Annotated in this window: 7 protein-coding genes; 4 read left to right on the forward strand and 3 right to left on the reverse strand. The window is 59.5% G+C overall.

All coding sequences use genetic code 11. The annotated features are described in order from the left end of the window. Positions 1–2: 2 nt before the first annotated feature. Positions 3–1,943: a M13 family metallopeptidase gene (locus C5L39_RS10120; RefSeq protein WP_123048784.1), complete on the reverse strand. Its 1,941-nt coding sequence runs from the start codon at positions 1,941–1,943 to the stop codon at positions 3–5. Here C5L39_RS10120 and C5L39_RS10125 point away from each other — a divergent pair. From C5L39_RS10125 to C5L39_RS10140, 4 genes are all read left to right on the forward strand, one after another. Beyond that, positions 1,942–2,580 (forward strand): hypothetical protein, encoded by a 639-nt coding sequence (locus tag C5L39_RS10125; protein WP_123048785.1) that lies wholly within the window; start codon positions 1,942–1,944, stop codon positions 2,578–2,580. The two genes, C5L39_RS10120 and C5L39_RS10125, sit on opposite strands and share 2 nt — an antisense overlap. Further along, complete coding sequence (locus C5L39_RS10130; RefSeq protein WP_123048786.1) at positions 2,577–3,437, forward strand: PrsW family intramembrane metalloprotease; 861 nt, start codon at positions 2,577–2,579, stop codon at positions 3,435–3,437. The genes C5L39_RS10125 and C5L39_RS10130 overlap by 4 nt, the downstream gene beginning before the upstream one ends. A gap of 123 nt (positions 3,438–3,560) precedes the next feature. Next, positions 3,561–8,150, forward strand: coding sequence for a glutamate synthase large subunit (gene gltB, locus C5L39_RS10135; protein ID WP_123048787.1), 4,590 nt, complete (start codon positions 3,561–3,563; stop codon positions 8,148–8,150). Position 8,151: 1 nt separating this feature from the next. After that, complete coding sequence (locus C5L39_RS10140; RefSeq protein WP_123048788.1) at positions 8,152–9,696, forward strand: glutamate synthase subunit beta; 1,545 nt, start codon at positions 8,152–8,154, stop codon at positions 9,694–9,696. A 170-nt stretch (positions 9,697–9,866) separates the two neighbouring features. Here C5L39_RS10140 and C5L39_RS10145 read toward each other — a convergent pair whose 3' ends face one another. After that, positions 9,867–13,277 (reverse strand): arabinosyltransferase domain-containing protein, encoded by a 3,411-nt coding sequence (locus C5L39_RS10145; RefSeq protein WP_165858041.1) that lies wholly within the window; start codon positions 13,275–13,277, stop codon positions 9,867–9,869. A gap of 16 nt (positions 13,278–13,293) precedes the next feature. Further along, positions 13,294–15,345, reverse strand: a complete 2,052-nt coding sequence (locus tag C5L39_RS10150; protein ID WP_165858032.1) for a galactan 5-O-arabinofuranosyltransferase — start codon at positions 15,343–15,345, stop codon at positions 13,294–13,296.

Genomic DNA, 15,345 nt, shown 5'->3' on the forward strand with positions numbered 1-15,345 from the left:
TGCTACCAGATGGTGACTCGCTTTTCTGGGGCAGTCCACATTGAAGATTCCTCGGTGACCTCGGGGAAGGCCTGATAGAACTCGTCGATATTGGCGGCGATGACATTGCAGCGGAACTCGGCTGGGGAGTGCGGGTCGATCGCCAGGTACTGCTGTGACTGCTCCGCGCGGATGGCGGTGCGCCACACTCTTGCCCAAGACAAAAACAGTCGCTGCAGGCCAGTGAACTCACGCTCGGCTAATTCTGGATCTGCGCCTTCGGCAGCGAACGGCAGTCGCGGAGAAGACTCGAAATCCAAGCCTTGGTCGGCCAGATAGTTGCGATAGGCCACCACTGCGATTCCCAGCCCGCCAAGGTCGCCGATGTTCTCACCCAAGGTGAACTCGCCGTTGACACCCGCAGAAGAGATGCCCGCCTCAGTGAGAACGCTCGGTACCAATCCGGTGAACTGTTCCACCAGCCGTGCAGTCAACGCGGTGAATGCCTCGCGGTCGTCGTCGGTCCACCACGACTTCAGGTTGCCGTGACCATCGAATTGGGAGCCTTGATCATCAAAGCCGTGGCCGATCTCATGGCCGATGACCGCGCCGATGGCACCAAAGTTCTCGGCTGCCTCAGCCTCGGGGGAATAGAAGGGGGCACGCAGGATAGCTGCCGGGAAGGTGATGTCATTGACCACCGGGTTATAGAAAGCGTTGACAGTTTGCGGAGTAGAAAACCACTCATCGCGGTCGGCGGGCTTGCCGATCTTGGCTAGCTCATAGTCCTGCAGGAAGATCGCGGCAGCGCGGACATTGTCCAGCAGCTGCGCCCCGGAAGCAGAAAAGTCCAGGCCCTCATAAGAACGCCAGGTATCCGGGTAACCGATCTTGGCTTTGAACTGGCTGAGCTTTTCTAGCGCAGCTTCCCTAGTAGGCAAAGTCATCCACGACAGGTCGGTGATGCGCTCACGGTAGGCGGCCACCAAGTAATCGACCAAAGTGAGCATCTCTTGCTTGGAAGAGACAGGGAAGTGACGTTCGACAAAGATCCGGCCGATTTCCTGGCCAACGAGAGACTCGGTGAGTCCGACGCCACGCTTCCACCGATCACGTTGCTCGGTTGCGCCGGACAGCAGCGTGCCATAGAACTCGAAGTTTTTCGTTCCTACTTCTTCCGGTAGAACGCTGGCCCGCGAGCGCAGAATGTGCCAGGTGCCCCAGAGCTGCCAGTCAGCCAACCGGTCGTCGGTAAGCAAAGAAGCCAAATGATCCACGTAGCTGGGCATCATCGAGATGACGGTGGCCGGCGGAAGGCCAGCGCCAGCCAGCAGCGTGCGGATGACCGATGGGAGTGCAGACCACTCCGTGGGGTTATGCACCTTCACTGCATCGCGAGTGGAGACGACATCCCAGTGAGCGGAGGCCAGCTCGGTCTCTAATGCCAGGATTCGATCGGCAGCGGCCTTAGGGGAGATACCAAATAGGCGCGCCGGGTCCAGGAAACCCAGCATCTCGGCGATGTGTTCGCGGTAGGCGGAAACGATCTCGGCGTGAGCGGGCTCGCGGTAATAGGCCTCATCGGGCAGTCCCAGGCCGGATTGAACGAGGTAGGCCACGGATTCTTCGGAGTCAGCGGATTTTTCCACCCAGAAGGTCACTGGGGAGGTCACTCCCAGACGTTCTAGCTGTCCTAGCTGGGCGGCGAACTTTTCTGCATTTGCTGCACTGAGCAGGTCCAAATCAGCATCCAAGGGTGCCATGCCGGCATCATTGACTCCGGGCAGATCCATGAACGAGGAAAACAGGGTGCCTGCTCGGCCGGTGTCGTGCTCGACGATGGCGCGGACGTCTTCTTCGGCGTCATCGCGTAGCCGGTGGAAGGTGCCGTCGACCCCGCGGTCGTCGGGAATGACATGGTCGGCCAACCAAGGGCCGTTGACGTAGGCGTAGAGATCGTTCATGACCACAACTGTAGGTGAGGTGGTTCCAGATAGTCTGGTGCGCATGTCAACCTACCGGCTTCAGCCCTCTGCGACTCGGCCTTGGTGGTGGGGCCTGTTTGGCGCCACTGCAATAATCCTGACGTTGCCAGTCATCCTCAATATGGCGGTGCCTACTCGCTATCAGACCGAGGAGGTTATTTTGGGCACACCCGGCTATAGCTGGGAGATCCCGCTTGGGCTCTCGTGTACCCCTTCTGCTGACTCGATCGGCGGTTCCGGCTGGTACTGCGGAGACGTATATGTGCAAACAATAATCGCTGAGGGCGGTACCGATCCTGATCGCACCTTGCGGCGGATGATGCGGGCGTTGAATACATCGGTGCCAGCTGAAAGCACGGCGATCCTCCGAGAGGATCAATCGCGTTTGCTTGTCGACGCCCCCGTTAACACCGTCGGCATCTCCCTTGAGGGGCAAGGGCAACAGGAAGGACAAACCATGGTCACCGTTGTCACCGGACCAGGTGCGCAAGTAGCTCCATTGGCAGATTTAGTGTGGCGTTCTTATACCGATGGTGAGGGTTTACCGGGCCTAGTGATGGAGGCTATTGCTGACTTGGACTATTCGACCGCGCTGCCGTGGGGAGTGTCCGCATGAGCCGTTTATTCCGTCGAACCTTAGCCTGGCTCAGCGTGCTCGGGTTGCCTATCTTGTTGTTTTTCAGCCTGAGTAATTTCTTTGTTTCTCCTGCTGGTACCGCTATTGGCCTGGTGTTTGCGGCACTTTATCTCGTGCTGGTGATCTGGCTGCTGCGGCGGTCGCCGATGTGGCCGGATCCCAGTGGTGCGGGATGGCTGTGGGTGGCAGCCTGTTTGGTGTGGGGCGCTGGGGTGAGCTTTTTATTGGTGATGCTCTCTGGACCTGCGATTCTTGCGTTGACCGAGAAATGGGGGCTGGAGCTGACAGAAGCTTCGTTCGGTGGTGCCTATCCAGAAGAGATCGGTAAGGCCTTGGGCGTGGGCGTTATTCTCTTTTCTTTTCGCGCGCTTAATCGCCCGTGGCATGGATTGATCACTGGCGCGCTGGTGGGATTGGGCTTTGAAGCTATTGAGAATGTGCTCTATGGGGCCATCGGCGCGGTGCTTGATCCTAATTCCGATATCAATGGCACATTGTGGTTATGGGCAGTGCGCCTACTTGCGGGGCCGGGTTTGCATATTGTGCTCTCGGCCTTGGCCGGCTGGGGGCTGGGCTTGGCGATCTTCAGCGCGCAGCGCAGCACCTGGTGGCGAGTGCAAGTTGCCGGTGGCTGGTTGGCCGTGGCCTTCCTCCTACATTTCGCGTGGAACTTGATGTGGCCGCAGACCTGGATGCTGATTGCTAACTACCTCGCCGTATCGATAGTGATGTATCCGCTATTTATCTGGGTTTGGGTGCGCGCCCACCGCGACTGTGTGGCCGATGACAGTTATGCTTATACCTCAAGGTCGATAGCAACGCTATCGACAAAGTGATTTAGGTCACCTTATGGAATCTTGACCTGGTATTTCACCCGGACCGACAGTAATTGGTCTGGGAGAATTGACTCTCGGAGTGTTTCTATAGGTTGACAGTCAGTTAACCGCGAAGGGGCATCCATGAATCGACAGGGTCTCTATAACCCCATTCACGAGCACGACGCCTGTGGCGTAGGGTTCGTCGCCAATCTCTACGGAAAACCATCTCGAGAGATCGTGGACAAAGGTCTGCAGATTCTCGAGAACATCGATCACCGTGGTGCAGCCGGTGCAGAGAAGAACACCGGTGACGGCACCGGCATCCTTATCCAGATCCCCGATGGTTTCTACCGGGAGGTCATGGCCGAGCAGGGAGTGACCCTGCCGGAAGCCGGTGCCTATGCCACAGGTATCGCCTTCCTCCCGCGTCGTCGCATGGCCATGTTTGACGCTCGTCGGGAGATCGAAGCCATTGCCGCCGAAGAGGGCGCGACCGTCCTCGGCTGGCGCGAACTACCCATCGAGCCAGAGGGCTTGGGGGAGATGGCACTAGATTCCATGCCGCACTTCTCCCAGATCTTCCTGTCTGCCAATGGCGCCACCGGCCTGGAGCTTGACCGGGTCATGTTCTTTATCCGTAAGCGCTGCGCGCGTGAATTAGGCACCAAAAACGGCGAAGAGACGGTCTACTTCCCCTCGCTGTCGGCACGCACCATCGTGTACAAAGGCATGCTCACCACTCCGCAGCTAGCGGAGTTCTTTCTCGACTTGGGCAACCCGCGGATGGAATCCGCTCTGGCCCTAGTTCACTCCCGCTTTTCTACCAACACCTTCCCCAGCTGGCCGTTGGCACACCCCTATCGCTTTGTCGCCCACAACGGTGAGATCAACACCGTCAAGGGCAACGAGAACTGGATGCGCGCTCGTGAGGCACTGATTGATTCGGATCTGTTGGGATCGCTCGACCGCGTGCTGCCGATCTGTTCTGCCGAGGCTTCCGATACCGCTCGCTTCGACCAAGCACTGGAGCTACTCCACCTGGGTGGTTACTCATTGCCGCATGCCATGGCCATGATGATTCCGCAGGCCTGGGAGCATAATCCCACCATCGATCCGAAGCTGCGGGATTTCTACGAGTACCACTCCTGCCTAATGGAGCCCTGGGACGGCCCGGCCGCAGTGGCCTTTACCGATGGCACCCTCATCGGTGCTGTGCTTGACCGCAACGGGCTGCGCCCCGGACGCCTCTGGGTCACCGATGATGGCCTTGTCGTCCTAGCCTCCGAAGCCGGCGTGATCGATCTTGAGCCTGAGCGCGTGGTCAAGCGCACCCGTGTGCAGCCCGGCCGCATGTTCCTGGTGGATACCGCCGCTGGAAGAATCGTCCCCGACGAAGAGATCAAGGAACAGCTCGCCAGCGCTCAGCCCTATGGCGACTGGATCTCGAAGAACTTCGTGCACGTGGAAAACCTCCCGCAGACCCGCTATGAGTACATGCCCCACGAGCGGGCAGTGCTGCGTCAGCGCGTATTCGGCGTTACTGAAGAAGACGCCGACCTAATTGTCCGTCCGATGGCACTGTCCGGGGCTGAGGCAATCGGTTCCATGGGCTCGGATACTCCCATCGCGGCGCTGTCCCAGCGCCCGCGCATGCTCTATGACTTCTTTGCCCAGCGGTTCGCTCAGGTAACCAACCCGCCGTTGGACTCGATCCGCGAGAAGCCGATCACCTCCATGTACACCCTGCTGGGTGCACAATCCGATGTGCTTAATCCGGATGCTCAGGCAGCCAGCCGCATTCGCTTGACCGGTCCGGTCATTGATAACCACCAGCTGGCCACGCTCACCCATGCCAATGATTCTGGGCAATGGCAGCACTTCCGTTCTGCAGTCATCTCCGGTCTCTACCCGGTGGCTCATCACGGTGCTGGCATGCGCGAGGCCATCGAGCGCGTGTTGCGCGAGGTCTCCGAAGCCATCCGCCAGGGCGCAACATTGATCGTGCTCTCGGACCGTGAATCCGATGAACGCTACGCCCCGGTGCCTTCTTTGCTGCTGACCTCCGCGGTCCACCAGCACCTAGTCACCGAGCGCACCCGTACCCGCTGCTCGTTGGTCGTGGAATCTGGCGATGCCCGTGAGGTCCATCATCTAGCTATGCTCACCAGCTTCGGCGCGGATGCGATTAACCCCTACATGGCGCTTGAAACCATTGATGAGTTGCGGTTGAAAGGTCAGCTCGGCGAGTTGACCCTTGACGAAGCCACCACCAACTACGTCGCTGCTGCGACCACCGGTGTACTGAAGGTCATGTCCAAGATGGGCATCGCTACCGTCGCTTCCTACCGAGGCGCGCAGTTGGCTGATGTCACGGGACTATCCCAGGAATTGCTTGATGAGTACTTCGGCGGGGTCCCTTCCCCCGTCGGCGGCATCAACTTAGATGAGCTGGCGGCCGATGTGGAAGCACGTCACCGCAGCGCCTTCCTACCTCGCCCCGAGGAGCTCGCGCACCGAGATCTCGACCTAGGCGGCGAGTACAAGTGGCGCCGTGAGGGGGAATACCACCTTTTCAACCCCGAGACCATCTTCAAGCTGCAGCACGCCACCCAGACCGGCCAGTACTCCATCTTCAAGGACTACACCCGGGCTGTCGATGACCAGTCCAAGCGACTGGCCACCATCCGCGGCATGTTTGAGTTCGACTCCGACCGTGAGCCGATCAGCGTTGATGAAGTCGAGCCCGTCGCGGACATCGTCAAGCGATTCTCTACCGGTGCGATGAGCTACGGCTCCATCTCCGCCGAGGCACACGAGACGCTCGCGATCGCGATGAACCGCCTTCACGCCATGTCTAACTCCGGCGAAGGTGGCGAGGATCCGGCCCGGTTTGAGGTCCAGCCCAACGGCGATTGGAAGCGTTCTGCCATCAAGCAGGTCGCCTCCGGACGTTTCGGTGTCACCAGCAACTACCTCAACAACTGCACCGACATCCAGATCAAGATGGCTCAGGGTGCCAAGCCCGGCGAAGGCGGCCAGCTGCCACCGAACAAGGTCTACCCGTGGATCGCCGAAGTGCGCATCACCACCCCGGGTGTCGGCCTGATCTCGCCTCCGCCGCACCACGATATTTACTCGATCGAGGATCTCGCACAGCTGATCTTCGACCTGAAAAACGCCAACCCGGATGCCCGTATCCACGTCAAGCTCGTCGCTGAGTCCGGTGTGGGTACCGTCGCCGCTGGTGTCTCCAAGGCACACGCCGATGTCGTGCTCATCTCCGGTCACGACGGTGGCACTGGCGCCTCCCCGCTGACCTCGCTCAAGCATGCTGGCGGTCCCTGGGAGCTCGGCCTGGCTGAGACTCAGCAGACCCTGCTGCTCAACGGTCTGCGTGACCGCATCCGCGTTCAGTGCGACGGTCAGCTCAAGACTGGCCGTGACGTCATGATTGCCGCGCTGCTGGGCGCCGAGGAATTCGGCTTCGCTACCGCACCATTGGTGGTCGAGGGTTGCATCATGATGCGCGTCTGCCACCTGGATACCTGCCCGGTGGGTGTCGCCACCCAGAACCCGGAGCTGCGTAAGCGCTACACCGGACAAGCTGAGCACGTGGTCAACTTCTTTACCTTCCTTGCCCAGGAAATCCGCGAGTACCTCGCTGAGCTAGGCTTCCGCTCCATTGACGCGGCCGTCGGTCAGGCGCAGGTTCTGCGTCAGCGTGATGACGTCGCCTTCATCAAGGCCAACCCGCGTGCTGCGGAACTGGATCTTTCCCCGATCTTTAAGGTCCCGGAGTCACCCTTCTTCCGTAACCAGAACCTGCGGTGTACCAAGACCCAGGAACATGGGTTGGAAGGCATCCTGGATGAGCAGATCATTCGCGATGCTCAGCTGACCATCGACGCGGCAGTAGCCGCCTCCGGTGAGAATGCTCCTGCATGGATGGTGGGTGCCCCGGCGCCTTCAATCCACCTGAGCTACCCGATCCGCAACATCAACCGCACCGTGGGCACCATGACCGGCTCCAAGATCACCCGAGCCGCAGGTGCCGCAGGACTGAAAGACAGCACCATCTCGGTGACCTTGACCGGTTCGGCCGGCAACTCTTTCGGCGCCTTCATTCCTCGAGGCCTGACCCTGGATCTGGTCGGTGACGCCAACGACTTCGTCGGCAAGGGACTCTCCGGCGGACGAATCATCGTTCGCCCGAACGCTGCTTCTCCGGAGCAACTTGATGGCGGAGAACCCGACATCATCGCTGGCAACGTCATCGGTTTCGGCTCGACCAGCGGTGAGATCTTCATCGCCGGTTCGGTCGGCGAGCGCTTCTGCGTTCGTAACTCCGGCGCTACCGCAGTAGTCGAAGGCATCGGCAACCACGGTTGCGAGTACATGACCGGCGGCCGAGTAGTTGTCCTCGGTGAGGTCGGCGATAACTTCGGCGCAGGCATGTCCGGTGGCGTCGCCTACCTGGCACCGGTTGGTGACCTAGAACGGCGAATCAACCCAGGTCTGGTTGGCATCGAAGAGCTTGACGATGAAGACATCGCCTTCCTCGAAGGTGCCATCGACGACCACATCCAGTTGACCGGATCGACCACCTCTTGGGAGGCAAAGGACATGATCAAGGTCATGCCGCGCGACTACCGCAAGGTTCTTAACATCATCGACCTAGCGACCCAAGAGGGCCGCGACGTCAACACCGCGATCATGGAGGCAGTGAACTGATATGGCTGATCCGCATGGTTTCTTGAAATATTCCCGCCGCGAGCCAGCACACCGCCCGGTGCCGCTGCGACTGATGGACTGGCGTGAAGTCTACGAAGCAGCCCCCGAGGGGCAGATTAATGAGCAGGCAGCACGCTGCATGGACTGTGGCGTGCCCTTCTGCCACGAAGGCTGCCCGCTGGGCAACATCATTCCTGAGTGGAATGACCTGGTTCGCCAAGGCCACTGGAAAGAGGCCTTCGACCGCCTTCACGCCACCAACAACTTCCCAGAATTCACGGGTCGTCTGTGCCCGGCTCCTTGTGAGGGCGCGTGCGTGCTGGCCATCAACGATGACGCCGTAGCGATCAAGAACGTCGAGCTGGCTATCGCTGAGAAGGGCTTCGAGGAAGGGTGGGTCACCCCGATCAAGCCCAGCTTCGACACCGGACAGTCCGTTGCCGTGATTGGCTCTGGGCCGGCTGGCATGGCCGCTGCTCAGCAGCTGACTCGCGCCGGGCACCGAGTAACTCTCTTCGAACGCGACGCCAGAATTGGCGGTCTGATGCGTTATGGCGTGCCGGACTACAAGATGGAAAACCGCTGGATCGAGCGTCGTCTCGAGCAGATGAGTGCCGAAGGCACCACCTTCCGCACCGGCGTGTCACCTACTGCTCAGGATCTCGCGCGTTTCGACGCCGTCGTCCTGGCCACCGGTACCCCCCAGGCCCGTGAGCTGCCCGCTCCTGGCCGTGAGTTGGCTGGCATCCATCAGGCGATGGATTACCTGCCCCAGCAGAACCTCAACAACGAGGGTGACCTGGACTCCGTGCAGATCTCGGCCAAGGGCAAGCGAGTGGTCATCATTGGTGGCGGCGATACCGGCATCGACTGCTTCGGCACCGCATTGCGCCAAGGCGCCGCGAGCGTCACCCAGTTCGACATCCGCCCAGTAGCTCCGGAAAAGCGTGCTGAGAGTACTCCGTGGCCGACCTACCCGCTGGTCTACCGCACTGCCACCGCCCATGAAGAGGGCGAGTACGTGGTCACCGGCAATGAAAGCGCCGATGAGATCGAAGCTCTGGGTCTGGCCTCCCGGCAGCCGGGCGACCTGATCGGTGGTCGGGTATTCTCCGCGAACACCGTTGAGTTCCGCGGCGATGAAAATGGCAATGTCGTTGGCCTCAGCTGCGTGGAGGTCGAGGTAGTTAACGGAAAGCGCGTACCTGTCGCAGGTAGCGACTTCGATTTCGATGCCGACATGGTGCTCATCGCTTTGGGCTTTACCGGTGCAGAAAGAAGCGGTGTCATCCACGAGCTCGGCGTCGCCTTCGACGACCGCGGCCGGATGGTCCGCGACGAGGAATACCGCGCCACGGTTAAGCCGCTGATGCCGGGCTTCCGCCCGAAGGTCTATGTCGCAGGTGACAGTGGCCGTGGCCAATCTCTGATTGTCTGGGCTATCGCTGAGGGTCGCGCAGCCGCAGCAGCGGTCGACGCTGACCTGATGGGTGAGACTGCACTGCCGATCGCAGTGACGCCTTATACCCAGCAGCTACAGGCCTAACAGCTGCTAGCAACTTAAGACCCGGATCCTGGAACTTCCAGGATCCGGGTCTTTTGGGTTTTTTAAGTCTGAGTGGTCGGTCTAACCCACCAGATCTACGGGGCGCCCACCGCGGATGAACAATCACATCCGCTGGGCGGGCCCGGGCTAGGCCGCTCGGGGGAGTAGACCTAGTTGTCGATCATCATCTCGGAGGGCATCCACAGCCCAGAGCGGGAGACGACCTCCATATCGATCTCGGCGTCTACTGGGGCAGTGCCCTCAGAGTTGACCCTTCGCAGGTAGATCTCGATGGAACCCCAGTCGCGGTGCCAATCGGACTTGGTATAGCTAGGCAGCTCATAAGAGCTGTTGACCGCATCCGCGGTGCCCATGATGCCGCCGCCGTCATAATCCTGGAAGGGAGTCAACGTGGACTTGCCTGGATGGTCAGGAGAAATGCGGTATTCAGGAACTTCGGTAACGCCTGCGAAGTGATCGAAGCTGCGCTGGCAGGGGAATTGCAAGCCGACTGACCAGTCAATCAGTCCAGGTTTCTCGGAACCGACAACATTGTTGAGGGAATCTAGGTCCGGTACCCGGGGCGGGGTGAATGCCAGCCACTGTTCGGGATCCAAGCTCAGGTCGGAGGCGACGATGCGCACCACGTCTGCCTCTTCGGGCAGTGAATCTAGCGGCAGTCGCAGGTTGCGCCACGACGGCTGCGGCCCGATGTCGAGCATCTCCATTTCTCCAACGTCAGTGACCTCGCCATCAGCTGTGCGAGTGCCGTACTCCAAGGCGAGATCCTGGCCATCTTGCAGCACACCGTTGATGTCGTGGTGTTCGATGCGTCCGGCCGCTGAGACCACCAACAAAGGAGTTTCTTCAGTGGCTTCAGGTAGCTCGAACCAGGAGGTGGTGATTTCAGCTGGGAATTGCGCTCCATTGGTCCACGAGCCCACCACTGGCACCGTGGTGTAATCCAAGCCGAAGGGGAGCCGGGCGCTGGAGCCATTCACGCCAGTTTCTGCGCGGACACCACCGGTGTTGCCAGTGTCTTGCCCGGTGGTCTCCTCTGAGCCGCCGGCGCTTTCGGTATCGGCAATAGCGCCGACCGAGGCGGTATCCACGGCATCTTGGGTGATAGATGGCGGTAGGTTATTGGCTTCGAATCCGCGATTGTCCTCTGCCTCGAGGGATTCACCGAGGGAAACGCCCTCGACTGGGTTGAGGAAGGAGTCGTTGGAATTGGTCTCTACGAGAGCATCGTTGGCTAGGTTGCAGGTATCGCCAGTCAGTGATCGCAAGTTGCCCAGTCCGACGGAGTACGCGGGGTATTGGGAGATAAAGCCCTTAGATAGTGATGCCAGCGAGAATACGATCATCACGGCGCAGGCTACTGCAATTGGCGCGGTAGCAACTCCGGTCCAGCGGGTGGATTTCTCGGAAGCTTTTTTGGCAGCCGTCGGGCTGGCACCGGAGCTTTCGGCGCGGGCGGTACGCAGATCGCCGATGAAAGATTGAATAGTACCTGCGGCCAACACGGCCAAAGAGATAAACAGGACGATCGTAGAGGCTTCGACCCCTTGGTATTGCACGGTTTTGTCGAACCAGGGGACCCCGAAGCTTGAGATATACCACCAGCCGTTGATGCCAGAAAGCGCGATGGCGGTGACAAAAAGGATGGCACCGATAAAGAGCGTTCGATTTCGGGAGGAACGCAGCACCATGTGACTGAGTGCGACTGCTGCTAGCGCTGCTAGGGCGCCGGCGATTCCGGCGTAGACACCGAAGTGGTGAGTCCACTTGGTGGGGGTAAACATCAAGAAGAACATGGTGCCGAAAATGATCAGAACCAGCCTCATCGAGGGACCCTTGGCGGAGCCTGGAACTCGGCCATTGCGCAGGATTGACGTCAGGACCAACGCCAAGCAGAGGAACATCATCAGCACGGCAAAGCGGCGGGTCAGGGAACCATCAACGGTTTGCTCCATGAGACTTTGGTAGCGAACCCATTCGTCGTACCACGCCAGTGAGGGGCCCTTGGCCGCGCGCACGCGGATGGATTCCATCACCGTTGCCCAGGTTTGGTCACCAAAGACGGCGATGAGAATGGCGGTGCCGGCGGCCACTAGCGGAGCGACCATCGCTAGTACCCCATGGCTTATCGACGCCCGTGAGCAACCAGGTGTCATACCCATCAACGGGAGGCGTCGGTAGATGATGCGGAAGAGACTAGACAGAGAGGCCAACAAGGCGGCCACGGCCATCAGACCGGTGGGTCCGGCTCCGAGCGAGATCGTGGCGATGATAATGCCGATCGCGGCTGGAAGCAGTCGGGAAGTAGCGATTGACCGCTCAAACGATGCCCACGTCAGCAGCGCTCCCATAGCAATGATTGGCTCCGGCCGGATGCCGTTGTTATAGGGCAGCCAGAAGGCGAGGAAGACCATGGCAGCTGTCCAATGAGCCACGCGGCGACCATCGATCATCGCGCCCAATCGGGGGATGATCTCTCGGGACAGCACCAGCCAAATGATGATGCCGGAGATCAGCGAAGGCAGGCGTATCCACACCGAGGCCGTCGAAATCTGGGTCATGAGAGCTAAGAGATCGTAATAGGGCGAGCCAAAAGGTGATTCTGGGACTCCGAACCAACGGTAATAATTGGCCATGTAGCCGGCGCTCTCAGAAGCCCTGGCCATGGTCAAGATGTAGCCGTCATCTGAGGTATTGGCGCCGAAGATATGCCAGAAACCGAGGGTGGATAGGACTATGCCGTCGAGGGGTTTGAAGCGCCACCAGCCGGCGGGAAGGAAGCGTCGCGACGACCGTCCATCCAGTAGGTCCATGCGGTGTAATGTCCACAGGCCGACCAGCAGGGAAGCTAGGCCACCAAACATGGCGAGGTATTTGACCGCCGAGGGTGTGGTGGTAAATCGCGAGTTGATCTCGACCTCGACATCAAGTCCGGCATCAGTGAGCGCGGCTGCAGTCTCAGGTGAGTCATCGATCTCGGTGTAGATACCGGTGATCTGAGGACGAACATCCTCATCGTCGATGATGCTCTCGAGGGCTTCTCCCTCATCATCGGTCGCTCCAGGGATACTGACTGTGGTTTCCTCTTCGGTCGAGGAAACCACCAGCAGTGCGTCGGAGTCGAGCTCTGCGATCTCGTCCTCGGTGAGCTCTAAGGGGACTTGGTCGCGAATGATGACATCAAGCCCGCCGTCGGCCGAACGGATGAACATACCGCGAGAAGTGGCATCGGTGGAGTCTGCTGGAAGAGTAGAAAGCAGCAGTGATTGGCCGGTCCTCAGCCCGTCGATGGCATCGGCGATGGGAAGCGCGATGTCGATCTGTTCTGGCGCATAGGAGATCAACGGGGCGTTGACCGAGCTGAGGCTGTCATCTTGCGGCCACGAAAGTGAAGACTGGGTCTGATTGACCGGCAGGAAAGGCGTCAGCACAAATAACAGGAAGCCCAGGAGGCCGGAAAAGATCGCCAGGTTCTTCAGCCAACTGGGGGCGATGCCCCTAGGGCCTGCTGAACCCTGGGAGGGTACTTGTTTCGACACGGCGGTTGCAGACACGAAAATTAAGCCTACTTCAGTATCAGGGGTTTACTCGGGTTGCCACAACGAATGGTCCGATCTGAGAGACCTTCCACTCTTGCGGAGAATCCAGGAAGACATCCGGATTGAACTGGATAGCTCGGTACCGGATGTTGGGATTGCTGGGGTAGATGTCCTCGGACAAGTGGGTTTGCCATCCGGATTCCTGATCTTCCAGGTCACCGCGTAGAACAAATACGTCAGGGGCGCGCCACGGAGATTGTTCCAATGCTCCGAGGAAGTCCGCTGGTTCCGAGAGCTCGTCCCAAGAGCCATCAGCCCAACCCTGGATGGTGCTATTTCGCTCTTCGAACTCGCCTAGGGGATTGGCGTAGTGGCTAGTAAATCCCTGGAAACCCAAATAGGGATTGAAGGCCATGAGGTTGAACTCGTCAGTCAGCATCACCGTGTCCTCGGTGACATAGCCTTGGGCGCTGATTTCCTCATTGATTTCGGCGTAGTAGCGACCTGCGTCTGGTGCATAGCGGTCAGCACGCTCGCCAAAACCATCAGTATTGGTATAGGCGTGGTCGATAGCGGTCTGGTTTTCGATCGGTATGTTTTGTGCGTAATGCACTCCGGAGGCACAGAGGATGATGACCATGATTGTGGTCATGCTGCGCCGGACCTTAGCGGAAAACCGGTCTGGATAAAGTCGGCTGATTCCCACCAATCGAAGCTCGGCTAGCGCGAGTACACCCGCGGTGCTGAGTTGGAGCACGATGAGCATATCGATGCGAAAGCCCAGCAAAGTAGTTCCGATGAGGGTTGCCACCATGGAGGCAAGTGCCCAGAGATAGAAGCTAAACAGCGCGATAGCCATCGCCTGGACATCCTGATCGACGATCCGCAGGAGGAGATAGACCAGGCCAATCAAACAGAGGAGGCCGATGATCGAGGGCGCTAAGAACGGCAGTGGGATCTGTGCCCCGGTTAACGGCAGATAATCCGGAGCGGTACTAGCCGAGTGCGGGTGACCAGTCACCACCATCCACAAGTAGGGACCCCATGCCACGAGTGCGATGAAGATGGAACCGAAGCCAATGACAGTCAAGTGCAGTAGCGGCTTGAGCGTGCGGGAATGCAGCAACGTGAAGATCAAGGCGATGACCACGACGGAGACGGCAACAGCGCCGGTAAACAACGTGTACATCGTCGCGGAGAACCCCAAATAGAGGGTGAGAGCGACGCTTGAGAACCACGAACCTAGCAAGGCACGTCGCGCCAGCAACGCAGCCGCCGGGGCACCTAATGCCACTATTGCGCCATAGGGTTCTTCTGGGCTCATCACCAAGACCACACACATGCTCACGAGCGCGATGCCTGTGGCTACCGCCAACGATCCGGTCAGCCGCTGCCAGATTGGAACCAGCATGCAGGCAGCCGCGGCAATGGAGATCATTGCCCACGGTTGGTAGACCTCCCAACCTGAGATGCCCAGCAGATTGGCTAAGCGGCCACCACCCCAAAACCAACCCAAGGGGTAGTAGGAGGGCAGATCTAGATAGTTCATATCCGCGTTGGACCAAGTGGTAGCCATGCGAGTGAGGAACTGAGTGCGGAACACTTGGTCGACTTGCACGCCGTCGAGATACAGCCGCGTGGCCGACAGTGGAATCGCGGTGGTACTTATCATCAACGCCGCGGGGGACAAGTAGGAAACTAGATAGGTCAGCACTACTCGCCAGCGAGGGCGCCTGATCTCTAGCTCAGCGTCCGGTTCAGCAGCAGGGAGGGCTTTGGGCTTGCTCGCCCACCAGCGCGGAGCACGCTGTTCATCCAAGAGCCAGAGCGTAATAAGAACTCCGACCACCACGATCGTGGCCACGGTCCCAGCAGTAGCTAGTGCCAAGGTCACATTCGAGGTGGTAAATGCTGGCAGGCTGGTCAGCCGCAGAACGAACCAAGCTAGAAGAACGAAGGCGCCGCCACCGAGGCCAGCCGCGATAATTCCCGCGACCGTCGCTTTTCGGCTCACCAGATCACTGGTGTAGTCCTCCATGGTCTGGGAGTTCAGTTTGAGTGATTCAGCGACGGGCGCGGGGGACGTCAT

Source organism: Corynebacterium alimapuense (assembly GCF_003716585.1).
GTDB lineage: Bacteria > Actinomycetota > Actinomycetes > Mycobacteriales > Mycobacteriaceae > Corynebacterium > Corynebacterium alimapuense.

What these genes read in the sequence shown, in the direction of transcription:
- C5L39_RS10120 (WP_123048784.1), bottom strand. Translation starts at nt 1,943, where the DNA reads ATGAACGATCTCTACGCCTACGTCAACGGCCCTTGGTTGGCCGACCAT.
- C5L39_RS10150 (WP_165858032.1), bottom strand. Translation starts at nt 15,345, where the DNA reads ATGACGTCCCCCGCGCCCGTCGCTGAATCACTCAAACTGAACTCCCAG.
- C5L39_RS10140 (WP_123048788.1), top strand. Translation starts at nt 8,152, where the DNA reads ATGGCTGATCCGCATGGTTTCTTGAAATATTCCCGCCGCGAGCCAGCA.
- C5L39_RS10125 (WP_123048785.1), top strand. Translation starts at nt 1,942, where the DNA reads ATGACCACAACTGTAGGTGAGGTGGTTCCAGATAGTCTGGTGCGCATG.
- gltB (WP_123048787.1), top strand. Translation starts at nt 3,561, where the DNA reads ATGAATCGACAGGGTCTCTATAACCCCATTCACGAGCACGACGCCTGT.
- C5L39_RS10130 (WP_123048786.1), top strand. Translation starts at nt 2,577, where the DNA reads ATGAGCCGTTTATTCCGTCGAACCTTAGCCTGGCTCAGCGTGCTCGGG.